General features: G+C 48.2%; 24 protein-coding genes. 16 read left to right on the top strand and 8 right to left on the bottom strand.

The window, feature by feature from the left end; translation table 11 throughout:
• The first annotated feature begins 200 nt into the window (after nucleotides 1-200).
• The 3 genes from pds to PN498_RS19710 all read left to right on the top strand — a co-directional run bounded on the left by pds (nucleotide 201) and on the right by PN498_RS19710 (nucleotide 3,426).
• Nucleotides 201-1,625, top strand: a complete 1,425-nt coding sequence (gene pds, locus PN498_RS19700; RefSeq protein WP_272065002.1) for a 15-cis-phytoene desaturase — start codon at nucleotides 201-203, stop codon at nucleotides 1,623-1,625.
• Between the two features lie 128 nt (nucleotides 1,626-1,753).
• Nucleotides 1,754-2,683 carry a 15-cis-phytoene synthase CrtB gene (gene crtB / locus PN498_RS19705; protein WP_272065003.1) on the top strand — a complete coding sequence of 310 codons (930 nt, stop codon included), beginning with the start codon at nucleotides 1,754-1,756 and terminating at the stop codon, nucleotides 2,681-2,683.
• 41 nt (nucleotides 2,684-2,724) lie between these two features.
• On the top strand, nucleotides 2,725-3,426 hold the full coding sequence (locus PN498_RS19710) for a M15 family metallopeptidase (RefSeq protein ID WP_272065005.1): 702 nt from the start codon (nucleotides 2,725-2,727) through the stop codon (nucleotides 3,424-3,426).
• A gap of 226 nt (nucleotides 3,427-3,652) precedes the next feature.
• Here the strand turns inward: PN498_RS19710 and PN498_RS19715 are convergent, their stop codons facing one another.
• From PN498_RS19715 to rsmH, 3 genes are all read right to left on the bottom strand, one after another.
• Entirely contained in the window at nucleotides 3,653-4,099 is a 447-nt protein-coding gene (locus PN498_RS19715; protein WP_272065156.1) for an ATP-binding protein, read from the bottom strand.
• Complete coding sequence (locus PN498_RS19720) at nucleotides 4,099-5,769, bottom strand: SpoIIE family protein phosphatase (protein ID WP_272065007.1); 1,671 nt, start codon at nucleotides 5,767-5,769, stop codon at nucleotides 4,099-4,101. Before PN498_RS19720 ends, PN498_RS19715 begins: the two co-directional genes overlap by 1 nt.
• Before the next feature lie 210 nt (nucleotides 5,770-5,979).
• On the bottom strand, nucleotides 5,980-6,855 hold the full coding sequence (gene rsmH / locus PN498_RS19725) for a 16S rRNA (cytosine(1402)-N(4))-methyltransferase RsmH (protein ID WP_272065009.1): 876 nt from the start codon (nucleotides 6,853-6,855) through the stop codon (nucleotides 5,980-5,982).
• A gap of 227 nt (nucleotides 6,856-7,082) precedes the next feature.
• Here rsmH and PN498_RS19730 point away from each other — a divergent pair, with 227 nt between their 5' ends.
• Both PN498_RS19730 and PN498_RS19735 read left to right on the top strand, forming a co-directional pair.
• On the top strand, nucleotides 7,083-8,267 hold the full coding sequence (locus PN498_RS19730; protein WP_272065010.1) for an NAD(P)H-quinone oxidoreductase subunit H: 1,185 nt from the start codon (nucleotides 7,083-7,085) through the stop codon (nucleotides 8,265-8,267).
• An 89-nt stretch (nucleotides 8,268-8,356) separates the two neighbouring features.
• Nucleotides 8,357-8,767, top strand: coding sequence for a 4a-hydroxytetrahydrobiopterin dehydratase (locus tag PN498_RS19735; protein ID WP_334312274.1), 411 nt, complete (start codon nucleotides 8,357-8,359; stop codon nucleotides 8,765-8,767).
• 99 nt (nucleotides 8,768-8,866) lie between these two features.
• Here the strand turns inward: PN498_RS19735 and PN498_RS19740 are convergent, their stop codons facing one another.
• Nucleotides 8,867-9,253, bottom strand: a complete 387-nt coding sequence (locus PN498_RS19740; RefSeq protein WP_272065012.1) for a hypothetical protein — start codon at nucleotides 9,251-9,253, stop codon at nucleotides 8,867-8,869.
• A 36-nt stretch (nucleotides 9,254-9,289) separates the two neighbouring features.
• On the opposite strand from PN498_RS19740, the gene PN498_RS19745 reads away from it, so the two are divergent.
• The 4 genes from PN498_RS19745 (at nucleotide 9,290) to mutY (ending at nucleotide 11,623) form a co-directional block, all read left to right on the top strand.
• Nucleotides 9,290-9,565 (top strand): DUF2470 domain-containing protein, encoded by a 276-nt coding sequence (locus tag PN498_RS19745; RefSeq protein ID WP_272065014.1) that lies wholly within the window; start codon nucleotides 9,290-9,292, stop codon nucleotides 9,563-9,565.
• 89 nt (nucleotides 9,566-9,654) lie between these two features.
• Nucleotides 9,655-9,897, top strand: a complete 243-nt coding sequence (locus PN498_RS19750; protein WP_272065015.1) for a 2Fe-2S iron-sulfur cluster-binding protein — start codon at nucleotides 9,655-9,657, stop codon at nucleotides 9,895-9,897.
• A gap of 191 nt (nucleotides 9,898-10,088) precedes the next feature.
• Nucleotides 10,089-10,430 carry a DUF760 domain-containing protein gene (locus PN498_RS19755; protein ID WP_272065017.1) on the top strand — a complete coding sequence of 114 codons (342 nt, stop codon included), beginning with the start codon at nucleotides 10,089-10,091 and terminating at the stop codon, nucleotides 10,428-10,430.
• Between the two features lie 35 nt (nucleotides 10,431-10,465).
• Nucleotides 10,466-11,623, top strand: a complete 1,158-nt coding sequence (gene mutY, locus PN498_RS19760; protein WP_334312275.1) for an A/G-specific adenine glycosylase — start codon at nucleotides 10,466-10,468, stop codon at nucleotides 11,621-11,623.
• Between the two features lie 348 nt (nucleotides 11,624-11,971).
• Here the strand turns inward: mutY and PN498_RS19765 are convergent, their stop codons facing one another.
• A complete protein-coding gene (locus tag PN498_RS19765) occupies nucleotides 11,972-12,970 on the bottom strand; it encodes an SGNH/GDSL hydrolase family protein (protein WP_272065019.1) in 999 nt (332 codons plus the stop codon).
• Between the two features lie 160 nt (nucleotides 12,971-13,130).
• Between PN498_RS19765 and PN498_RS19770 the strand changes: the two genes are divergently transcribed.
• From PN498_RS19770 to PN498_RS19795, 6 genes are all read left to right on the top strand, one after another.
• Nucleotides 13,131-14,006: a hypothetical protein gene (locus tag PN498_RS19770; RefSeq protein ID WP_272065020.1), complete on the top strand. Its 876-nt coding sequence runs from the start codon at nucleotides 13,131-13,133 to the stop codon at nucleotides 14,004-14,006.
• A 160-nt stretch (nucleotides 14,007-14,166) separates the two neighbouring features.
• On the top strand, nucleotides 14,167-14,715 hold the full coding sequence (locus PN498_RS19775) for a DUF421 domain-containing protein (RefSeq protein ID WP_272065021.1): 549 nt from the start codon (nucleotides 14,167-14,169) through the stop codon (nucleotides 14,713-14,715).
• 975 nt (nucleotides 14,716-15,690) lie between these two features.
• Entirely contained in the window at nucleotides 15,691-17,010 is a 1,320-nt protein-coding gene (locus PN498_RS19780; protein WP_272065022.1) for a glycosyltransferase family 4 protein, read from the top strand.
• Between the two features lie 289 nt (nucleotides 17,011-17,299).
• Complete coding sequence (locus PN498_RS19785; protein ID WP_272065023.1) at nucleotides 17,300-18,589, top strand: NAD(P)/FAD-dependent oxidoreductase; 1,290 nt, start codon at nucleotides 17,300-17,302, stop codon at nucleotides 18,587-18,589.
• 225 nt (nucleotides 18,590-18,814) lie between these two features.
• A complete protein-coding gene (locus tag PN498_RS19790; RefSeq protein ID WP_272065024.1) occupies nucleotides 18,815-19,228 on the top strand; it encodes a DoxX family protein in 414 nt (137 codons plus the stop codon).
• A gap of 44 nt (nucleotides 19,229-19,272) precedes the next feature.
• Nucleotides 19,273-20,748, top strand: a complete 1,476-nt coding sequence (locus PN498_RS19795) for a CoA-acylating methylmalonate-semialdehyde dehydrogenase (protein ID WP_272065026.1) — start codon at nucleotides 19,273-19,275, stop codon at nucleotides 20,746-20,748.
• A gap of 24 nt (nucleotides 20,749-20,772) precedes the next feature.
• Here the strand turns inward: PN498_RS19795 and PN498_RS19800 are convergent, their stop codons facing one another.
• The 3 genes from PN498_RS19800 to PN498_RS19810 form a co-directional block, all read right to left on the bottom strand.
• A complete protein-coding gene (locus tag PN498_RS19800; protein WP_272065028.1) occupies nucleotides 20,773-21,534 on the bottom strand; it encodes a carbon-nitrogen hydrolase family protein in 762 nt (253 codons plus the stop codon).
• Nucleotides 21,535-21,744: 210 nt separating this feature from the next.
• The gene (locus PN498_RS19805; protein WP_272065030.1) at nucleotides 21,745-22,029 is read right to left on the bottom strand and encodes a hypothetical protein; all 285 of its coding nucleotides are present in this window, start codon (nucleotides 22,027-22,029) and stop codon (nucleotides 21,745-21,747) included.
• Between the two features lie 512 nt (nucleotides 22,030-22,541).
• Nucleotides 22,542-23,081: an NADPH-dependent FMN reductase gene (locus tag PN498_RS19810; RefSeq protein ID WP_272065031.1), complete on the bottom strand. Its 540-nt coding sequence runs from the start codon at nucleotides 23,079-23,081 to the stop codon at nucleotides 22,542-22,544.
• Between the two features lie 181 nt (nucleotides 23,082-23,262).
• Between PN498_RS19810 and PN498_RS19815 the strand changes: the two genes are divergently transcribed.
• Complete coding sequence (locus tag PN498_RS19815; protein ID WP_272065033.1) at nucleotides 23,263-24,090, top strand: queuosine precursor transporter; 828 nt, start codon at nucleotides 23,263-23,265, stop codon at nucleotides 24,088-24,090.
• The last annotated feature ends 2 nt before the right edge of the window (nucleotides 24,091-24,092 follow it).

Here is a 24,092-nt window from a genome sequence, read left to right on the forward strand (position 1 = left end):
AAATGAAATAATTAGTCTGGGTTCACCATTCTATGAGTTTTATCCGCCGCAGACTACCCTTTGTTAGGGTTATCTAAGATTCAAAATGAAATACATTCTCAGAAGAATAAAGATCTTCTGGGTTTGTAACGAAATGAAACATATAATGATTGAAATGCTGTAAAGGCAAGCCGAAACATTTGCAAGGGGAATAGGCATTCATGCGAGTTGCGATCGCAGGTGGAGGATTGGCAGGGCTAGCCTGCGCGAAGTATTTAGTCGATGCTGGGCACCAGCCCATTGTGTTAGAAAGCCGCGATGTCTTGGGTGGACTGGTCGCCGCTTGGAAAGATGAAGACGGAGACTGGTATGAAACCGGGCTACACGTCTTCTTTGGCGCTTACCCCAACATGCTTCAGCTAATGGAAGAGTTGGGTATCTCTGACCGTCTGCAATGGAAAGAACACACGCTGATCTTCAATCAGCCAGAGAAGCCGGAGGTTTTGTCTCGATTTGATGTGCCAGACATCCCTGCCCCTATCAACGTCATCACGTCTATTCTGCGGAATAACGACATGCTGACTTGGGAGCAGAAAATTCGGTTTGCCATTGGACTGTTACCAGCGATCGTCCGAGGGCAAAAGTATGTCGAGAAGATGGATCAGTATAGCCTGCTGGAATGGTTACGGCGACAGGGAGTGGATGATCGCGTCAATTCCGATATCTTTATTGCGGCCTCCAAAGCGCTGACGTTCATCAATCCAGAAGACGTTTCGGCCACGGTTCCATTGACTGCCCTCAATCGCTTTTTGCAAGAGCGCTACGGGTCAAAGGTTGCCTTTTTAGACGGGGCGCCCCCCGAGCGACTTTGCCAGCCCATTGTTGACTACGTTACGGACCACGGTGGCGAAGTTCATCTCAACAAACCCCTGCGGCAAATTCTGCTCAATGCCGACAGCACAGTGCAAGGCTTCCTAGTGCGAGGGTTGAATGGTGCTGAAGATGAGATTATTACGGCGGATGCTTATGTGTCTGCAACCTCCGTCGATGTCATGAAGGCACTAATGCCAGAACCCTGGAAAGGAATCAGCTTTTTTCAGAAGATGCAAGAGCTAGAGGGCGTTCCAGTCATCAACATTCATCTTTGGTTCGACCGCAAGATGACTGATGTCGATCAGCTTCTCTTTTCCCGCTCAGACTTGCTCAGCGTCTATGCCGACATGAGTAACACCTGTCAGGAATATTCAGATCCTGACAAGTCCATGTTGGAGCTAGTGTTAGCTCCGGCAAAGGATTGGATTAACAAATCCGATGACGAAATTCTGGCAGCAACAATGGCTGAACTGGAACGTCTCTTCCCCCATCATTTGTTGGGCCAGCAACCCGCCAAGCTGCTCAAATCAAAAATCGTCAAAACGCCGCGATCAGTTTACACAGCAGCACCGGGCACTCAGGCTCGCCGTCCTGATCAAACTACTCCGATCGCGAATTTCTTCTTAGCAGGCAGCTACACCATGCAGCGTTATCTAGGCAGTATGGAAGGTGCCGTACTTTCCGGTAAGCTGGCAGCGCAGGCCATTAGCCGTCAGGATGCCAAGAATTCGCCTGAAACGAAGCTAGACCGCCAACCAGCTTCTGTTGCCTAGGGAAATCCGGTAATGAGAGGTCAAATTGGGCTGGCTTTACCGTATTCTGTGATAGGAAGCCAGTCCGTCTCTCGCGGATCTCAAGTGCTGTAATCTGATATGTTTCGAGTCTCCAGCTTTATAGATTGATGCTGCAATTGTCACACTCACTGCGGTCTGAACAACTGGTTCCCACTGAGGACGCCTATGAGGTTTGCCGTCAGATTACAGCGGAATATTCCAAAACGTTTTATCTGGGCACGTTGTTGATGACCCCAGAAAAGCGCCGGGCAATTTGGGCCATTTATGTTTGGTGTCGTCGTACTGATGAGTTAGTTGATGGGCCTCAGGCCGCCCTCACCACTGAAGAAACACTTGATCGTTGGGAGAACCATCTCGCTTCCATTTTTCAGGGGCATCCAGTGGAAAACACCGATGTTGCACTAGTCGATACCCTGCAGCGATTCCCTCTCGACATTCAGCCCTTCAAAGACATGATTGAGGGGCAGCGCATGGACCTTGATCGATCGCGCTACCACACATTCGAAGAGCTTGAGCTTTACTGTTACCGCGTTGCTGGTACCGTCGGTTTAATGTCTACCACCGTTATGGGTGTTGATCTAGAGCAGGCTACGGCTCCTTGGCGTCGCTATGGGCCAATGCCGAACCCCACTAAGGAGGCGATCGCCCTTGGCATTGCTAATCAGCTCACCAATATTCTGCGTGATGTAGGCGAAGATGCTAAACGGGGGCGTATTTATCTGCCCCTCGAAGATCTTGCTTTATTTGACTACAGCGAAGAAGACCTGATGAATGGCGTGATTGACGATCGCTGGAGAGCGTTGATGAAGTTCCAAATTCAGCGTGCTCGTAAGTTCTACGCGGAAGCAGAAGCCGGTATCAGCCAACTGAGCGCCGATGCTCGCTGGCCCGTTTGGGCAGCTCAGGTGCTGTATAGCAAGATCTTGACGGTAATCGAGCAGAACGGCTATGACGTGTTTAGCAAGCGTGCCTACGTTCCCACGCTACAAAAGCTCATGTGTTTACCGGGTGCTCTTGTGCGCTCCCGAATTCTCTAAGGGCTGTCAACAAGGGCTGTCAACTGTTCTGCGCTATCGTTGTGAAACCTTATCAGCAGATTCCTATTCAAGAGTGCGGCGATCCGTTGGTGCCCATATCACCAGAAACGTTTGCCATCGTGACGCCTCATCCCTACGAAGCCCTCGGCGCTCCTTATGGCGATCGCTCACCCTATTGGTTAAGAAAGACAGTCACCAATAAGCTGCAGCAGGCTCAAAATCATCTCCAAAGCGAGTGTCCTGGCTGGCGGATTCAAATTTTCGATGCCTACCGTCCAATTTCAGTCCAGCAGTTCATGGTGGATTATACCGCTCAGTCCCTTGCTCAACAGCGGGGAGTAACCATCGAGGCACTATCCGACTCTGAGCAAGAATCCTTACTGGAAACCGTCTATCAATTTTGGGCCCTCCCTAGCCAAAATCCAGCAACGCCGCCCCCTCATAGCACCGGAGCCGCTGTCGATATCACGTTAGTTAACGAAGCTGGTCAGGCTGTAGAAATGGGTTCGCCCATTGATGAAGTTTCACCGCGATCGCAGCCCGACTATTTTCAACCACTGACAGATGCTGTCAGCAAAACCGCTCATGCGAACCGTCATCAGCTTCGCCGCTGTATGGAAACCGTTGGTTTTCAACAACATCCGAATGAATGGTGGCATTTTTCCTATGGCGATCAGCTTTGGGCTTGGCTGATTTCACAAAAGACTGGACGTCAGCCGACGGCTTGTTATGGTCAGGCTTAAGCGTAGCGATTTTCCCAAATGTCGCCGTCGTCAGTTCACTAGGACAGTCGGCGATGGGCTAAGCACCTAGATGCTGTTGGGTGCACACGCCTATAGGGCTAAAGCTATATCTATAGCGGCATGCATTTGAATCAAGCACACCCCACTCCCTGTTCCCTATTTCCTAATTCCTTAAGACCCTGAGATGGACTTGACCAAGCTGCACAGGGCTATATTCCCAAATCAACTAAACAGACGTGGACAGACGTGTCAGATCGGTAGGTAGATTGACTTGTAACCTCAAGCAATTCATATTCCCACGGGCTGCGGCTTGATAGTCCACCTTGTCCATCAGTCGATTGAGAATGAGCCAACCATAACCGCCTTCTTGTTGAGCATCAGGTGTAGGCGGCAGATAGCTGTCGATATCAAATCCAGGCCCTTGGTCCCACACTTCGAGGCGTAGAAAATCGGGATGGAGATCGAGCTTCAGCAAAACAGGAATATGGGGTTTGTCTTGATGAGCGTGCCGAACAACATTGGAATAGGCCTCAACCATCACGAGGCGAAGGCGATTTTCCCACTTCGGCCAATCAGGCCATTCCGCCAGTTCTAATCGCAGACAGCCTAGAAGCCAGTCTTCGATAATCGAGATAAATTTCAAATCGCTGGGAACCTGGAGTTCAGAACTTATCATCCTGTCACCTCCAGAGATAGGACTGTTTGATCGTCTTCTTGCTCTGAACGGCCCGCTTGAATTCGTTGCAAAAGGGTATCTAGGTCGAGCGGCGATGTTTGTTCGTTTAGGAGCCGCCACAACCCAGTTTGTCTAAGCATTTCTGTCGCACCGACTTCGGCATCAATCGTGACAGTTGCTTCAGTGAGACCGTCGCTTGTCAGCAGCAGTGTGTCCCCAGCCCTCAAATCAACATGGTCTGCACGAGCACTCCATCCTGGTAAGATGCCTAGTGGAACGCCGCGCGTGGTTAGATAAATAGGTTCCTCTAGTTGCGATCGCACAGCCTCGGGCGACCAAACTAACGGATAGATATGTCCAGCATTCGCATAGGTCAACCGATGGGTAGCAGGGTTGTAACACGCTAAAACTAGCGTAATGAAACAGTTGCTACTGACGAGATCATCCCAAAGACTGCGATTTAGACTTTGCATTACCCGCTCTGGTGAAGGAGGATCCTCTTGGGCTAGTTCTCGCCGCAGCACAGAAATGGCGCTTGCCATGAACAGAGCGGCTGGTACCCCCTTCCCAGAAACATCTCCAACAGCTAACCAAATATTCCCTCGGGGATGGGAAAAGATTTCGTAGAAGTCACCACCAACTTCTCGTGCAGGTAAACAGCGAGCCTGAATCCGTACATTCTCAAGGTATGGGACAGTCTGTCTCAACAGATTGGTTTGGACTTGTCTGGCAACCTCAAGTTCGGCCCGCATCTTAGCGCTTTGTGCTTGCAGGCGCTGATAGAGTTTCGCTTGAGAAATGGCCAGTGCTATTTGCTCTGCAACGGTTTCTAGGAGTTGCGTCGTTTCCTCTGCCCAGTCAAAAGCTGTGGCTTGATGATACAAAGTCACAACGGCCAGCACGGATTGTTGATATCGCAAGGGCAACGTTACCGAAGCCAAACTAGAAGGCTGTTCAAGACTGTCGCGCTTACGCTCTCCCGTCTCTAGTACAGATTCACTTAGGGACAAACTATGCTGCGGTAAACCCGTGACATCCTCTAGGGGACAGCAATCGTTGTTAAAACTGAACGCTCTGCCAATTTCTACAGTGGGGCGATCGCCAGACTCAACGGCGTATAAGACAGTGTAATTAGCTGAGAAAGTCTTTCCCAAAGTGGTCACAATCGTCTGGAGCATATTGTTATAGTCCAGCGATTCGCGAATAGCACTCATCACTTCGTTGAAGAACGATTCTCGCTTTAGTGCCTGAATTAGAGTATGGGTCCGCTTTTTGACTACTTTGTAGGTTTCGGCAGCCTGAAACACAACCGAGGTCAGTTCATTCGGATCCCAAGGCTTAGTAATGTATTTAAAGACCTTCCCAGAGTTGATCGCTTCAACCAGGTCTTCAACATCGGTATATCCTGTGAGTACGATACGAATAGTGTCAGGAAACTGCTCCACAGTACGGCTCAGAAATTCTGTCCCATTCATTCGAGGCATCCGCTGGTCAGAGATGATAATTGCCATCTCTCCTTTTTCTGCCAGCAACTCTAATGCCTGAAAGCCATTTCCTGCTTTATAAACTTCAAATTCTCGACGAAACGTCCGATACAACAAGTCCAGATTATCTGGCTCGTCGTCTACAACCATGAGTTTTAGCGTATCGTCATCTTCCCAAATCATCGGGAAATCCTTTTGGAATTAGGGTTTTGGATAGCATCGGACAGACCTCTAGCGATGGAGGCACACCGTCGACTAGGGATAACTCATAATAATTGTGAAATTGCAAACGAGGTGTTCCCAAACGACACACAGAATTCTAAATCAAGCTTGCCCAATCTAATACTTGAACAATCGCGCCTCTCAGCATTTTCTCTGAGACCGATAAAAAGGCTATTCGTCTAGCTCGATTCGCTCTGCCACCCTAAGTTTTGCTGATCGGGCACGGGGATTGTGTTGAACTTCATCCTCCGTTGCAACTAGAGGCTTTTTGGTGATAATTTTAAGGCGCTCATCGCCTCGAAAGGCCTGCTTCACAATACGATCTTCCAGGCTATGAAAACTAATCACCACTAGGCGTCCTCCAGTTACCAACCAACTGGGAGCTTGTGATAGAAAACTTTTAAGGACGTCTAGTTCTGCGTTAACTGCAATGCGTAGGGCCTGAAATGTGCGTGTAGCAGGATGGATACGACCGTAGCGATATTTTTTAGGAACGCATCGGGCGATCGCGTCTGCTAGCTGTGTCGTTGTTTGGAAAGGTCGCTGCTCTACAATGGCACGAGCAATCCGTCGCGATAGCCGTTCTTCGCCATAGGTGAAAATTGTATTGGCAAGTTCAGTCTCATTCCAGTGATTCACGACGTCCGCAGCACTCAAGTTTTGTTGTTGATTCATCCGCATGTCTAAGGGAGCCTCTTTACGAAAGCTAAACCCTCGTTCGGGCGTATCCAGTTGGGCTGAACTCACTCCAATGTCGGCCAAGATGCCCTGGAAGGCATGATTGGGCTGGAAAGATGCAAAGTTAGTATGATGAAAAGTGACGCGATCGCCATACCTGGTTAAGCGCTGTTGAGCTGCCGCCAGGGCCACTTCATCTTGATCAAGAGCGACTAACTTGAGGGCCTCACAGGCCTGCAATATCAGCTCGCTATGACCTCCCCCACCAACGGTTGCATCTAGGACTACAGGGGTATCTGCAGACGTCGGCAAGTTCAACCCTTCGACTACTGCCTGAGGCATCACTGGAACGTGATATGAAGAAAGCATTGCGTCAGCCATGAAGAGTGCGGGGCAGCTATGGCAGCGAAGTCTCAGCCATAGTCATACTCAAACCATATGATATGGAAATCTGTAGAAATTCTAGGGTCAGACCTTTTATATTAATAAATGAAGATCGGCTTAAAACACTAAACACTTAAGTTTACGTTTGAGTCGTTCGCTCAAGTTGCCCTTACAGGGCCTCTGCATTCGTTGATATCATCCCAGGCGTATTCATGACACGCATTGAAACCAAAACCGAACCCATGGTTATCAACATGGGGCCACATCATCCCTCTATGCATGGGGTGTTGCGCCTCATCGTGACGTTGGACGGCGAAGATGTCATTGACTGTGAACCCGTGATTGGCTACCTGCACCGGGGCATGGAAAAAATTGCTGAAAGCCGCACTAACGTTCAATTTGTGCCTTATGTGAGCCGTTGGGACTATGCGGCGGGCATGTTCAACGAGGCGATTACCGTTAATGCTCCAGAGCAGCTTGCAGATATTGAAGTGCCCAAGCGTGCGAGCTACATTCGCGTCATCATGCTTGAGCTTAACCGCATTGCCAACCATCTGCTCTGGCTAGGGCCTTTCTTGGCAGATGTCGGTGCCCAGACGCCCTTCTTCTACATCTTCCGCGAACGGGAGATGATTTACGACCTGTGGGAAGCAGCAACAGGTCAGCGGCTGATCAACAACAACTATTTTCGGATTGGGGGCGTTGCCGCTGACTTGCCCTACGGTTGGATTGATAAGTGTCTAGATTTCTGCGACTACTTCATCCCCAAAGTTGATGAGTACGAAAAGCTGATTACCAATAACCCCATTTTCCGCCGCCGCATTGAAGGGATTGGCGTGATTTCTCGGGAAGATGCGATCGCTTGGGGGTTGTCTGGTCCAATGCTACGGGGCTCCGGCGTGAAGTGGGATTTACGCAAAGTCGATCACTACGAGTGCTATGACGACTTGGACTGGGACGTACAGTACGCCACAGAGGGCGATTGTATGGCGCGTTATGTCGTTCGGATCGCTGAGATGCGTGAGTCTGTCAAAATCATTCGCCAAGCCTGTGAGCAGATTCCTGGTGGTCCTTACGAAAACCTGGAAGCAAAGCGTATGGCGGGGGGTCCAAAGTCAGAATGGAACGATTTTGACTATCAGTTTGCGGGTAAAAAGATTCCGCCAACTTTCAAAATCCCCGAAGGTGAACATTACGTCCGGCTTGAGACAGGCAAAGGCGAACTGGGCGTCTTCATTATGGGTGAGGACAATGTCTTCCCTTGGCGCTTCAAGATTCGTGCTCCTGACTTCAACAATCTTCAGATCCTGCCTCATCTGCTGCGGGGCGTTAAAGTTGCCGACATTATGGCTATCCTCGGCAGCATCGACATCATTATGGGATCGGTTGATCGGTAAGCTGAATTGAATTGTGTTGCCCTTCCCCGTCGCTTAATGCTCTGAGGGAAGGGTTTTTGATATGAGCTGACAGCTTTGAGGGAATCGTCATGGCGGGTCTGAATTTGTGTGGTTTGGCAAGAGCATCTTTAACGGGTGTGCTATTTTCGCTACTTTTGATTGCTCCCATTCAGGCCTCTCCCGTTGCCTTTAATCAAGGAGTGGACTCAGATACTTTGGCGACAACTGCGCTGTTGAGTGCATCTGAAATCCGCCAGAGAATGCAGGCTTTGCCAGATTGGACAACAGACGGAAGAACGCTATTTTACGATCGCACGTTCGACAATTTTGTTGAGGCGATCGCCTTCATTAATGCCTTAGTTGAGCCAGCCGAAGCTCTAGAACATCATCCCGACATCATACTCAACTACAATCGTCTCTCACTTCGTCTGACAACTCATGATGCAGGTGGTCTGACGAATTTGGATTTTCAATTAGCCGAAACCATTTCTCAGCTCTAAAGTCGAAGAGGGCAAGGCTAAAAAACTGAGGGCTGCTTGCACGGGCCTACAGAGTCAGAAACGGTTATGGGTTCAACCAGCCAGACTCAACTTATGGTTTTAGCCGTCTTCTGTGGTCGGTTGAGGTTTACTCAGACGCTTGGTGTACCACCAGTTCTGTTCCTCAGTGGACAGTTGAGCTGTATAGAGCGTCGTGACGAAAGATTCGCCACGGTATCCCTGCCCGAGAATTTCCACGCTGTAGGAAGGCGATTTGCGGGTCGCCATATCGGGGACAAAGCGACGACCAATACGTCGCCAGCTGGGCTCTTTGCTGCGCCACTGCAAGCGACAGCAGGGCCAGGGCAGTTGTTCGCGATCATAGAGGCGACAGCAAGGACCGATAACCCGATAAGTGAGATGCGCCCCTGGACTTTGAAAGATATGACCCGACGGCCAGGGATGCACGGCTTTCTCAGGTAAAGGCGGTATCATCGAAACAGACATTGTGTCCATTTGTGAACGTCATTTACGAGATCTATCATGTCAGAATCAATCACTGCTGCGGTCAGCGATCGCATTTGCAAACATATGAATGACGACCATGCCGATGCTGTGCTGGTTTATGCCAAAGTCTATGGCCAAGCAGAGTCAGCAACGGCTGCAAAAATGGATTCTATTGATCCAGAAGGCATGAATCTCACCGCAGAAGTGGATGGCGACACTGTTCCTGTAAGAGTGTCTTTCAATCATCCTCTAAAAGATGCGAAAGATGCTCATCACGTATTGGTCGAGATGCTGAAACAGATTCGTAGCTAATTCCCAGAATACGCTGACAGTTTACATAAGTCCGAAAGAGCTGTGCTTAGAGCTTTGAACTACCGAACATACGGAGCGTATTTCACAAAATGGCCATCAAAGTTCGATTCGTTCCTGATGACGTTATGGTTGAAGCGAAGGTGGGAGAGCCACTTCTGCAAGTCGCTGAACGAGCTGGAGTATCGATTCCAACAGGATGTTTGATGGGATCATGCCATGCCTGTGAAGTCGAGATTGAAGGTATGGAAGACCCCATTTGCTCCTGCATCCATTCGGTCCCGCCTGGTAAAGATGAGTTAACTATTAATCTCTACGTAGATCCCACATGGTGATTGCCAAAAAATACAGGGGTTGTCTTATCGATATCTTTGTAGATAAAAGGATATCGGTAATGGTTCGGTTCTACCCACCCTAGGTCAGGCGTATATCTTGTTAAATTAGGGACAACTGTTAAGTACAACAATTGTTGTTAATCGTTTTTTCGACGCAGTTAGTCCGTTAACAGCCGATTGAGGTAATGAACGTGAACAACCCATCAGGCAACACCCCAGATTTTTGGGGAGACAAGCAAGGTGACGGCAATGCACTTATGGATTATGTCCAATCTATGAGTCCTGAGACTGTCTCCCAACTTTCTCGCCCTGTTTCAAAAGATGTTATGCAGGCTATGGAACATAACATTATTGGCCTATTAGGCGGATTGCCAGCTCAACACTTCGACATCTCTGTTACCACCAGTCGGGAGCATTTAGGACGTCTACTGGCTTCAGCTATGATGAGCGGCTATTTCCTGAAAGGGGCTGAACAGCGCTTGGCATTTGAGGAATCTTTAGTCTCCGCTGACTCAGACCTAGATTCAGAGTAGGCTTAGTTCTGTGAGAACATGCAGAATTAGGTTGGGTGGTTAAGAGTAATAGCGCTTCTGAGAAGAGCAAACAACAAGGCGATCGCTTGGCAAGGTCCACAACACCCTTGCCAAGCGTTGTTGCTTTAAACCTACCAATTTCTCATCTACAGCAGTCTCTACTTGCGTGGTACAAACAGCAAGGACGAGATTTGCCCTGGAGGAGAACTCGCGATCCCTATGCCATCTGGATTTCGGAGATCATGCTGCAGCAGACCCAAGTTAAAACAGTGCTGCCCTATTACGAGCGCTGGCTGCAGCAGTTTCCAACCGTGTTTGACCTGGCTAAGACTGATCAACAGACTGTACTAAAAGCATGGGAAGGTCTGGGCTATTACACCCGTGCTCGCAACTTACATCGGGCAGCCCAGATTATCGTAGAAGACCACACCGGACAATTTCCACAGAATTACGAACAGGTGGTAGCGCTGCCTGGTATTGGCCGAACGACTGCGGGTGGGATTCTCAGTGCTGCCTACAATCAACCTGTTCCTATTCTGGACGGTAATGTCAAACGTGTTTTGGCTCGTCTAGTCGCTCTACAAGTCCCACCCAGTAAAGCATTAGAACAGCTCTGGTCCATTTCAGAAGCATTGTTGCCTGCTAGTGATTCCCGTGATTTCAATCAGGCCATGATGGATTTAGGAGCAACGCTTTGTACCCGACGTCGTCCAGCTTGTCTTCTTTGTCCTTGGCAAGTATCCTGTGAGGCTTACACTCAAAACGTGCATTTGGAGATCCCAATGACTGAAGCCCGCGCCCCCTTGTCTCACAAGCGAATTGGCGTAGCCGTGGTTTGGAATGATCAAGGACAAATCCTCATTGACCGTCGCCCTCAAAAAGGTCTTTTAGGAGGACTTTGGGAATTTCCTGGTGGCAAGATTGAACCTGGAGAAACCGTTCAAGAGTGCATCCGACGAGAACTGCAAGAGGAGTTAGCGATTGATGTAGAGGTGGGCGATCGCCTCATCACCATCGACCATGCCTACACCCACTTCAAAGTTACTTTGAACGTTTTCCATTGCCGTCATACTGGGGGCGACCCTCAGCCTATTGAATGTGACGAAGTTCGCTGGGTTTCCGTTTCTGAGCTTGAGCAGTTCCCTTTCCCTAAGGCCAACATTCAGATTATTGACGCGCTTAGGAATGAATGAATTTTAAGTTCTCACTTTTGAATTTTGAATGATTGAGTCATCGGCGAATCCAAAGCTCAAAGTTGATACTTAAATAAGTTCCCGTTCCTTAAGGCCGTGTAGAAGAGTATGCGCTATCAGTACTACACCTTATTCATGTGCTTATAGCCCTGTGCAGCTTAGTTAAGGTATACATCTTAGTGTTTTAGGGAATCAGGGAGTAGGGAATAGGGGACAGGGAGTAGAGTGGACTTATTTCACTTGTACACCGTGATAGGACGCGCATCTACAGGCAGGGTTGGCACTGCTTACTAACGCTAGCGTAGCAGCCAAGCTTATTTAAGTAAGTTCTGAATGCACGGATTGTTCTTATCGCCAGGGATCATCCAGCAAACTATCCGGTAATCGCGTCTGTGACTCTGACGAGGTATCTATGCTCATGGTGATGGCATCGCTTAGCATTTGCTTCACCATTGCATATCCCTTTGGACTGAGATGAATATGATCTCGATAGAGAGATTCAGGATCAGAGGTTGTTTGAAAGGCTGCTAGTAAGTCAAGGTAGACAATTCTCTCAGACTTCATGAGAGCAGTGACTCGTCGCCGTGCTCTTAGTTCGTAATCTCGTGGACCAGGAGGAATAACTTCTCGAAGTAGAGGCGTCATTGCCACAATCAATCGACAGTTTGACTGTTGAGCAATACGCTGAATTTGTCTTACCGCCTCAAGATTGGCACCGACGCGATCGCCCCCCTCTTGCTGCACTGCTGCCAGCTCAGGATTAAGCGGAGCCTTTTTCAGACGCCCAATAATTTCAACCAAGGCTAAAGGCGGATACTGTTTGGGATAGGCGCGATCGCGCCCTACTTGAGCAGAACTGGGTGCCGTTGCAAATAGATCATCTGTGTTGAGGAGCACCACAATTACCTGAGCATCAAACGTACCAAATTTTGCTAAATAAGCCAGCTCGTTGCGCGGCCCCCAAGAGTTAGCCGAGGCATTCAACACCTCAACAGTGCTGTAACTTTCTAACTGACGACTCTGGAGCTGTCGCTGCATCTGCACCGACACAATTTTGGATTGGTCAGTCCACCAGCCACCGTTAGCAATCGAATCACCCAGCAGCAACACGCGCAGCGTCTGAGGAGCAGCTTTAGGTGCGATCGCAGTACCTCGCATCGAATATTCATTAATTTCAAAGAGGTTGCCAAACCGTCTAGTACGCTGATTCGGCTTCAGCCGATATCCAACTTGTGGATCAGCTACATATAAAGGCGGCTTGCCGAAGCCCAAAAACAACCGTAGAGCAACTTCCGCTGCGCCAATGCCAAGGGCAATGACCACGACAATCACCAGAGCGATTTTCACCCGCACCAGCCTCCCCAAAGTGCCTTAACAGTTTAGAGGATGCCCGTTAGGGCAGGAAGAGTAAGCCTCATGCGGGCTATTATCTATCGTCCAGACTGAACGATTTAAGGTATCCGCAGCAGGGTAGCCTGTTAGCAATTAGATAGAAATCTAAATTGGCATGAAGAAATCGGTCTTTTTGTTTAGTGCGATCGCCCTTGGTGTTTTGTTCCCCCAGGGACACCATTACTCATTTCTGATTCGCTATCTCATTATGCTGATTCTCTTCTGCTCTCTACTCGATTTGAAGATTGATGCTAAGTCGGCGCTCAGCCCACGTTTGGGAATTGTGATTGCCATGATGATGGCAATTGGAGGATTAACAGCCTGGATTGGTAACTGGTTTAGTTCAGAAATAGCTTTAGTGGCTTTTGTGATTGCCATGGCTCCAACAGCGGCGGCTGCCCCCGTCATGACCCGATTTCTTGAAGGCCGAGTCGACTATGTGATGTCTTCCGTTGTCGTAACTAATGCATTTTCTGCGATCGCCTTGCCGCTGGTATTGCCTATCATTAGTCCAGTTGAGCAAGCTGGCATTAATATCATGGCTCTTCTCAATACCCTGACTATTGTCCTCTTGCCACTTGCCTGTGCTCAGCTATTGCAGAAAACAGCGCCCAAAATTGTCAGCAGTCTGCAACCCTTCAAATCAGCTGCGTTTTACTTTTGGATGATTGCTATTTACCTTGCAACTGCAAAAGCAACCCATTTCATCGAAACCGAATCAACCTCATCATGGACGATTGTCGTGGAGATTGCCGCCGTCTCTCTAACCCTGTGCGCTCTCAACTTTGGCATGGGACGCTGGCTTGGTGGTCAAGACTGGGGACAAGAAATGGGGCAATCTTTGGGACAGAAAAATACGCTTTTTAGCATTTGGGTCTGTCTGACGTTTTTGACCCCTGCGATCGCACTGGGTCCCATGTTCTACATCGTTTTTCAGAATCTATATAATTCATATCTGCTGGCGCAGAAGCCTAAGTTAGGAGCGTCTTGACGGTTTGGATCCCTAGTATCTCGAATTGGGTGGATGACCACGCTGATCAATCTCAATAAACTACGAAGCAGCAATCTCGCAAGCCTGAGCTTTAGACGATCAGATTTAGCTACAGGGTTACTTCCTAGGCGAGTTATGGCGTACAAAATTGGGGCATTCAATGGACAGTTTATTGGGTTTAGACACTTCGTCACTTTCAGGTGTGCAGATGTGCATGAGAGCCATTGTCGTTTATGCCGTGTCATGGCTCATGGTTCGAGTGGTGGGCGATCGCCGATTTGCCGGAAAATACTCAGCGATCGACACGATCCTCAGCATCACATTAGGAGCAACGCTAAGTCGTGCTATCAACGGTTCAGCAGACCTCTTTTCAACGCTGGCAGCTGGGGTCACGCTAGTTGGCATGCACTGGCTACTGTCCGCCCTTGCGTTCCACTTGCCTCGATTGGAACCCTGGGTCAAAGGACGTTCCCATACCCTTGTGCAGAATGGTGAAATTAACCGCAAAGGCTTGCAAATATCGCACCTGACAGAACAGGACTTGAAGGTGGCGATGCGATCATCAGGCAGTGTTACTGATTTAGAGCAGGTCGAACTGGCCAAGCTGGAACCTAGCGGCAACATCAGTATCATCTCGCGATCGTCTCCTCAGGTTATTGAGGTTCCCGTGGAGAATAACGTCAAAACGGTACGTATTCTAATGAGTTAGTTTCGAAGGTGATAGTCTCTTCAGGCATTGAATTTGTCTTCCACGATGCTCACCAATTAACCCGTATGGCTAGTTGTCAGGCTCGCTCACTGGAGGCCATCAATACCCGTGTCAACGCTAGCTTGCTGGCCCTGAACTGAGCTAAAGCGACCTTGCAGGAAACTCACACTGAAACAGAATCTCGCAGCTTTTTGATCACCTCTTTGAAGCGGCTAGCTCTCAATGAATATCTTTTGGATTTACTGATTGACCTCTTTGAGCTGAAGCCAACTTCAATAAAATTCTAAAAATCCCATGCCAATGACCGAAAGCTCCTTGATACGGGACTATAGCTTCCTAGATCTGGCCGGAATGTTGTTCATGCAACTGTTCTTAATTGAAGCAACTGTATCTTTCTATTGAACAGTTTTATTTTCTTGAACAGTTTCATTTTCTTAAATTTAAAGCATTTTACTAAAGTTTGATTGTAAATCCTTTACCCTCATGATTCAGACTTTACGCTCAATTCAAAATTCTTCAGTGATTGTATTTAGAGATATTTAAAGTTTCTATATGGACACTAGTTTTTTTATGAAGCACTTAATCTTATCGCTGAAATCATCTGCGTTTGTTTACCGATGACGAACACCCCCAAAAATGGGCTATTTATACGCATGGGCCTGTAAAAAACATTGCTGTTTACTAATCATCAACGGTAATTCTCTTATTTTGTAGCTGCAAATTTCTAGTTTGAGAGTTTCGTAGAATTGACTTGTTGGGATCTTAACTAGAGTTTTGACTTCGTATAAAGCTTGACCATCGCCTCCGGGTCAGTAGCTTTTTGTCAGGCATATCTCAGTGTATGGAGTTGGCTTCTTTTTGGCTGCACATACGTCTTTGTATTCCAGACAGAAGTCCTCCATGTCTAGCGACGAAATCAGAGTTAGCAGCCCTCAACACGATCTGTCAGTTGTATCCGAAGGATATCCGGCATCCATGCGAATCTTAATTTATTCCTACAACTATCATCCTGAGCCAATTGGGATTGCGCCTCTGATGACTGAATTGGCTGAAGGTTTGGTGCAGCGGGGCCATGAGGTTCGCGTTGTGACTGCAATGCCCAATTATCCTGAGCGTCAGATTTATCCTGCTTATCGCGGTAAGCGTTACCACACAGAAGAAAGAAACGGGGTCACAATTCAACGGTGCTATGTGTGGATTCGCCCTAATCCTGGATTGCTAACCAGAGTTCTTTTAGACGGTAGTTTTGTTGGCTTGAGTTTCACTCAAGCCCTTCAAGGATGGCGTCCCGATATCATTCTTTACACCAGTCCGTCACTTCCTGCTTCGGTATCGGTAGCTCTATTAAAGTTGCTCTATCGTTGCCCAACCGTGCTTAACCTGCAAGACATTTTGCCTGAGGCAGCAGTGCAAACAGGTCTAATTACGAATCGATTAGCGATTCGCCTGTTCGAAGCGCTAGAGAAGTTTGCTTACGCAACAGCAACTGAAATTAGTGTCATTGCAGAAGGGTTCAGAAAAAATCTGCTCAAAAAGGGCGTTCCTGATAGCAAGATGAAAAACATCTCCAATTGGGTAGATGTGAACTTTATCCGTCCGCTAGATAAGTACGACAATGCTTTTCGTACAGCTAATGGATTAGACAACAAATTTGTCGTTCTCTATTCCGGTAATATTGCTCGTACTCAAGGTATTCGAAGCATTATTCGTGCTGCCGCTAAACTACAGCACATCGAGGACATGGTTTTCGTCATCGTCGGAGAGGAAGGCCAACTCGCTGATTTAGACCAGTTGAGACAGTCAATCGGCGTTCACAATGTCCTATTGCGCCCCTTTGCGCCAAGGGAAAAACTGCCAGAAATGTTAGCAGCAGCAGATGTTGGTCTCATCACTCAGAAGCGTAACGTTGTTGGTTTCAACATGCCTTCAAAAACTCAAGTTTTGCTGGCTAGTGGACGACCCATCCTAGCGGCGGTGCCTACCCATGGCACTGCGGCCCAAGCTGTTCGAGCTAGCGGTGGCGGATTAGTTGTCGAGCCAGAAAGCCCTAATGAACTGGCTAAAGCCATTCAACACTTGTATGAACACCCTGAAATTTGCGAACAATTAGGCAAACAGGGGCGAATTCATGCCCTGAACGAGTATTCCTTTGAACAAGCATTGAATCGATATGAAAACTTGTTTAGACGATTGGTGTCTGAACAAGAGGGACCGTCTCTATCTCCCGAAGTGTCAGCTCAGTTAGCACCCATTGATCCGCTACCCAACGCTCAGATTCCACCTGGTATTCACTAGTTCACCTAAAATCATGAACTAGTGAAATATTGGATTGATAAAGTCAGTGTCGCCATCGTTCTCACGAAACTGGCAATGGCTTATCTAGAGTTTCAAGCGGCTTAGGCGATGAAATTCAATCAGATTGTGACAACGTGAGTTTTACAAAACTATCTTGAGATGAGCACTGGCCTATCTGCGTCTATGATCAACAGGTAAACGATTACCGATGATCTGTCTTTTGATAGATACAGAACACTCATGGTGTCACATAGCTTGACGAAAAGTCTTTCCCAGTTAAGGGGACGTTATGGCTAAAGATCACCGTCAGGTGCAGCGCGATCGCGTTGTTGTTGTCGGTGCTGGATTTGGTGGATTCCAGACAGCACAGTCTCTATCTGGAGCGAATGCAGACGTCATCCTTATAGACCGTAATAATTACAGTACGTTTACTCCTCTCATTTATCAGGTCGCGACTGGTCAGTTAGAGCCAACTCTAGTTGCTTATCCTATTCGGACCAAACTGAGAGGGATGAAGAATGTCCGCTTCTTGCAGGCTGCTGTAGACCGCATTGATTTCGACAACAAGCTCGTTGGCACTCATGCTGGCCTTGTTCCGTATGAGTACTTGGTTATTGCAACAGGCACTCAGCCCAGCTATCACGGGGTGCCGGGTGCTCAGGAGCATACGTTTACGCTGAAATCACTGCAAGGGGCGATCGCGCTGCGTGACCATATCCTTTGTTGCTTTGAGCAGGCTGCGATCGTAAAAGAGATTGAAGAGCGACAACGGCTCTTGACCTTTGTCATTGTTGGGGGGGGGGCAACAGGTGTAGAAGTTGCAGGCGCACTTGCGGAACTGCTACAGGGAGCCTTTCGACGTGATTTTTCCGAATTAATCGGATTGGAACGGATTGTTCTAGTACAGTCTGCCTCCAGTCTTTTGCCTGAATTTTCTCAGCAATTGGGCAATTATACTCATCGAAAACTGGAAAGAATGGGTGTTGAGGTACATCTAAATGTCAAGATGGCCGAAGTAACTGCTGCATCTGCTACCCTATCAAACCAGCAGATTTTTAATACGGCAACGGTTGTTTGGGCAGCTGGTATTCAGGCTGCTCAACCGGACTTAGCGCAACCTGTGAAAGAAGCGTCGAAGGGAAAGCTGGTTGTCCGTGATACGCTCCAATTGATGAGTCATCCGAATGTTTATGCTATTGGTGATGTAGCTTACTTCGAAAGGCTTGGAAAGCCGTTGTCAGGGGTCGCCCCCGAAGCCCTACAACAAGGGGTTACGACTGCGTACAATATTCGTCGACAGCTCAAAGGCAAACTTCCCCAACCTTTTGGGTATTGGAACAAAGGTCGCTTAGCTATTGTTGGTGGCTATGGAGGGGTAGGACGCATTGCAGGTATCGACTTTGGTAGTTTTGGGGCTTGGATCATGTGGCTAATCGTCCATCTCACTTATCTACCGGGATATCGCAACCGATTGTTTGTATTGCTGACCTGGATACAAAATTATCTGTTGGGCGATCGCGCTATTCGGCAAGTCTCATCTCAAATCCGTCATACCGCTTCCTCTCGGGGACACAAGTAGTGGCAGACAATCTCATACTTTCGATGGAAGGGGTAAGTCTCCCGCCTTTTTAAGATGCTGATAAGACCGAATCTCTATCTTATGGAATACCGATAACGGCTGAATTAGTTTCGTGATAGTTTCGGACGATTAACGAAAGTTTAGAACGTCGCGATCGCCAAAACAGCTACTTGAAGGTTCGATTGACTCCAGCGTATTCACCCCTAAAAGTTGAGTGTATTTGTGATGAAATATCTGCCCCTCATTGCCCGCATCGCCCTGGCGCTCATTTTTTTGAATGCGGGAATTAAGCATGCTATCGGTTTTTCAGGATTCGTAGACTCAATCGCTCAGGTATTGCCCTTGGCTCCTGTACTGGCTATTGGCACTATCGTGTTCCAGCTTTTGGGTGCCCTCTCCCTCATCTTGGGATACAAAGTAAGCATCGGTGCAACTTTGCTCGTTTTGTTTCTAATCCCCGCAACATTGGTTTTTCACAATCCTATTGCCGATACCAGTCAGTTGACGCCTTTTCTGAAGAATTTGGGGTTGATTGGAGGGCTTTTGATGGTGATTTACGCTGGCGCAGGAGCAGTGAGTTTAGACGGAGATACTTACTCTGCCGCTCGTCACCCTGAAATGAGTTCCACGAAGGAATAGACTAGACATCACATGTTTAGATACAGGGTCTCCCCACCAGAAGAATGTCTCAAGCGCTGCTCAAGAATTATGTCAACGGAGAATGGCGGCTTTCTAGTGCAAATGAACAGATTCCCGTAAAGAATCCTGCCACAGCAGAAATTCTGAGCTATGTGCCACTATCCCCAGCAGAGGAAGTTAACCAAGCTACAGACTTAGCTGCCGAAGCTTTTGAGATTTGGCGACGAGTGCCACCAACAGAGAGAGTGCAGCCGCTATTTAAGCTAAAGGGGCTACTAGAAGTTCATGCCGATGAAATCGCTCGTCTCATTACGCAGGAGTGCGGCAAGACACTTAAAGAATCACGGGGAGAACTTCAGCGAGCAATCGAAAATGTTGAAGTTGCTTGCGGTATCCCAACCACGATGCAGGGCACTGTTCTGGAAGATATTGCTCGGGGAATCGATGAATTTATGATTCGTCAGCCCTTAGGGGTAGCTGCTGCGATCGCCCCCTTCAACTTTCCAGCAATGATTCCCTTCTGGTTTATGCCCTATGCGATCGCCTGTGGCAACACCTACTTGGTAAAACCTTCTGAAAAAGTGCCGATGACCCTACAGCTAATTTTTGAGCTGATCGATCAGGCAGAATTTCCACCAGGAGTTATCAATCTTGTCAATGGAGCCAAGGAAACAGTAGATGCTATTCTTCAGCATCCGAAAATTCGTGCCATCAGTTTCGTAGGCTCGTCTCCAGTCGCTCGCCACGTCTACGCCCAAGCTGCGGCTCATGGTAAGCGGGTGCAGTGTCAGGGAGGGGCTAAGAATCCGGTGATTATCCTGCCTGATGCTGACATGGAGATGACAACTCGAATCGTGGCAGATAGCGCTTTTGGCTGCGCTGGACAGCGCTGTTTGGCAGCCTCTTTGGCCGTGACTGTAGGCGAAGCACAAACACGGTTTATCGAAGCGATCGCAGACGCAGCGGCTACTCGTGTCACAGGCAATGGACTTAATGCAGACGTCCAAATGGGACCCGTCATTTCTGCTCAGAGCAAAGCCCGTATTGAGTCGTTGATTCAGTCCGGGGTAAATGAGGGAGCCAAGATTCTAGTCGATGGCCGCAATCCTCAAATCACTGGGCTAGATCATGGAAATTTTGTAACGCCCACTGTTTTAGACAATATTCCCCCTGATGGCGAGATTGCCCATACAGAAATTTTCGGGCCAGTGTTGGGATTGATGTCGGTGGAGACGGTTGATGAGGCGATCGCGCTGGTTAATCAAAGTCCTTGGGGAAACATGGCATGTCTTTTTACTAGCAGCGGAGCCGCTGCCCGCAAGTTTCGCTACGAAGCGGAAGCTGGCAATATTGGCATCAACATTGGCGTTGCAGCACCAATGGCATTCTTTCCCTTCAGCGGTTGGAAAGATAGCTTCTTTGGCGATCTCCACGGGCAAAGCCATCACGCGGTGGAATTCTTCACGCAAACCAAGGTTGTTGTTGAGCGCTGGCCCAAAGAGTGGAGTCGTCAGTTCTAGTTGTCTTCAGCAGTTGGATCAGAGCTATGAGCTACACGAGACGATGGTGGGGTCAAAATTAGTTTGTGCTTTAGTAACGCTCTGTGTATTGGTATCGTAGATGAGAATTCCCTCACCTGCGCTATCCAATTGCTCAATGAGAGTACCCTCACGATTCCAGATAGATGAGTGTCCTGCACTTTCAAAATCATCTGCTAGCCCAATGCAGTTCGACATCAAGACAGGAATTGAGTACTGACGAGCGACATGGATGAGCCGTTCACTAGCTTGCTCAACGCCGCTCATCGTTTTTGCAACACTGGCAACGTAAACTTGCGCACCACTTTTATGGGCCTGTTCTGCATGGTCTGAGATTGATAATTCATAACAGATGGCGAGAGCAATCTTGCAGCCTTTGACATTGAACGCGGAGAAACTTTGCCCTTTTACAAAGAATGGTTCTTCGTCGGAGTGTAGGTATTGTTTGGAGTAAACTCGTCTCTCCTGCTCTGGTTGAAAGAGAACCAAGCTAATACAAACCCCACGATTGGTCCTGGTGGGTACGCCAACGCCAATGATAGTGTTTTGGGCATCGCTAATGGCTTGAAACTCGTCTAATTTGCGATCGCTTGGATGCATTGCCAGTCCTTCCGCAAGGGAAGGCTCGTATCCTGTCAGGGACAGCTCTGGGAAAATAACCAGATCAGCTTGCTCTGCAATGGCTAGTTCTAAAAAAAATTTGTGTTGCTCAATATTTTTAGCAATATCGCCCTTGGTAGGTTTTGTCTGTACGACACAAATTCTCACTGGCCTGTTCTCCAAAGGATAGGAACGGTAGGCATTGCTTCTACAGCCGTCGCCAATCCCGTTAGGACAAGCCCGGCAAGCCATCTGGCTATACGCATCTGGCTATACGCCAAGTACCTGAATACTATTGGGTGCCCCAGCATGCGTCTGTCATCTGCACCCTGGCACCCCAGCAGAATCCACTGTCGTGCCAGGGTGCAGAGATTTGCGCTATTCGAATATGCGATCGCGCTGCAAATATCTTAAAACGTCGCCCGGATCTTGCCGAATCAAGACGCCATTTTCTGGCACGTCAATTTTAGGACTCCATTCGATGCGCTCAATACAGCGTCGTAGGTGAAACAGATCAATAGCGCTTTGAGTATCGGCTTCTGTACCAACCAGGTATAGTCGCAACCGTTTATGTCGTCTCGGTGAATCCGACGACTCCTCAGGTAACGAAGGTGGCACCGTTTCCATATGAGAAGACGGTGCAAAGTATTGGATATGTATCACAGGGGATTCCTCCAAAGAATCGAGTTTGGTGGATTCCCGAAGTCTCAGTTGTTCCTAGACAGTAGCGAGTGTAGGGCAGCCTAGAATAGGCATAGCCCGTAACGACAGGCGGGGACTGTCTGCGGGTAAGGTGCTGGGAGGTGCGCTAACACCATCCCAGTGCCGTCAACCAGCTTCCGGGGATCAAGCTGCACGGAGACAGCTATGGTTGTTGATGGTAGTGTATTTATCTCCCAGAAGCAAGTAATGTTTGATACGAAGTTTCAACAAAACCAGAAGCGCAGGGTTGTCATAGGAACGGGAACTTGTTTAAGTGTCAACTTTGAGCTTTGGATTCGCCGATGACTCAATCATTCAAAACTCAAAAGTGAGAACTTAAAATTCATTCGTTCCATAGAGACTTCTCAACCAGTAGGCAGAAGGTGAAGGTCATCTTTTACACACCATAGACCCTCATCGTCTTGGTTTATTTTCAGCCATCTATCCTTAATAGTTTTCTTGACAGACTCCATTCATCCTTTGAGCTTTTGAGTGTTGGTTACCAGACTTTCTACAAACTGGCTCAACCGCTCATTAAGCTTCTCGTCAACTAATTTGCCGTCTTCGTTGAAAGCTTTCCAAGCTTGCCCGATCGCAACCTGCTCAGGAATCACCCAGGCGTGCACCCAGCGAGCAATCTTTCGAAGATCATTCAAAGCGTTGCTATTAGACTGTCCGCCTAGCACGCTAATAGCACCAACCACCTTATCCGACAGCTCATCAAAGCTCATTAGATCCAGCGCATTCTTCAGCACTCCGCTAACGCTGCCGTGATATTCCGGCGTTACTAAAATCAAACCGTCTGCCTCTTTGACCGTTTGCTGCAATTTTGCAACATCTGGATAGTCGCCATACTCCTTGCTGCCATCACAAAACGGCAAATCAAGATGACGCAGATCCAATACAGTGGCCTCTGCGCCTAATGCTTGGGCTTTTTGAACTGCGATCGCCAAAGCTTGGTGGCTATAAGATCCCTTTCGCAAGCTTCCAGCAATGCCTACCAACTTAACCATGAAACCTCCTGCCGCCTTCTAATATAAAGTCATAATGAGTATGAGTTAACTCTAGCATCAAATAGCCTAATCGTGAGTTAGGTGGTTGTCCGAACTTGCAGAGTTGTTTCTGATGGTTCGATGATTAAAGGCTTTATGGCTTATTTTTGTAGAGTCGCAAAGCGTATACCTCTGAGGTCGTATGGCGATTAGCGTCGAAGACCGAACATCTCCCTCTGCTGCTGATATCGTTCCTGACAACGTTCAAGAGCGGCGGATTGTGGTGTTTTTAGTTTTGTCAGGGCTGTTTTTAGGGACTTTAGGGATGCTAAACATCCTGGGTATCAGTCGGTTCGTGAAAATTTTCACCTGGGATGATTTTGCTGTAACGGTCGCTGTTGGAGCGCTTCCTTACCCCTTGACGTTTTTGTGCACAGATCTGATTTCTGAACTGTACGGACGGCGGCGTGCTAATCAAGTGGTTGGGATGGGGTTATTGCTCAATCTTTGGGTTGTGTTCATTATTTGGTTAGGCGGCGTATTGCCTGGATTCGAATCGATTGATCCAATAACCGGCGATATTGTTCGAGATGCGGCTGACCGCCTGCCTGTATTTTTTGAAATTCGCAGCTTGACCTTTGGCACTGTTACCGCTTCCATGATTGCCTATCTCACAGCTCAGTTTGTAGACGTCCAGCTTTTTCACTTTTGGAAGGAACTAACACAAGGCCGATATCTTTGGCTGCGCAACAATGGCTCTACTTTAATTAGTCAATTGGTTGATACCACTGCCGTTATTTTGATTAGCCATTTCCTCGCGGGGGTTCTGCCCATTGATCCGGCTCAAAATCTCTGGCCGCAACTGATTACGTTTGTGGGGTATGGCTATGCTTTTAAGCTCATTGCTGCCCTACTCGATACCGGGCCGTTCTATGTCTGCGTTTATTGGCTGTCTCGATACCTGCGTGTAGATTCTCCTTTTAGCCAAGCGTCTCTGATGGCTGAAAAACCTCGATCTAGGGATGGATGAAA

The sequence above is a fragment of the Oscillatoria sp. CS-180 genome (assembly GCF_028330965.1).
GTDB lineage: Bacteria > Cyanobacteriota > Cyanobacteriia > Phormidesmidales > Phormidesmidaceae > Halomicronema.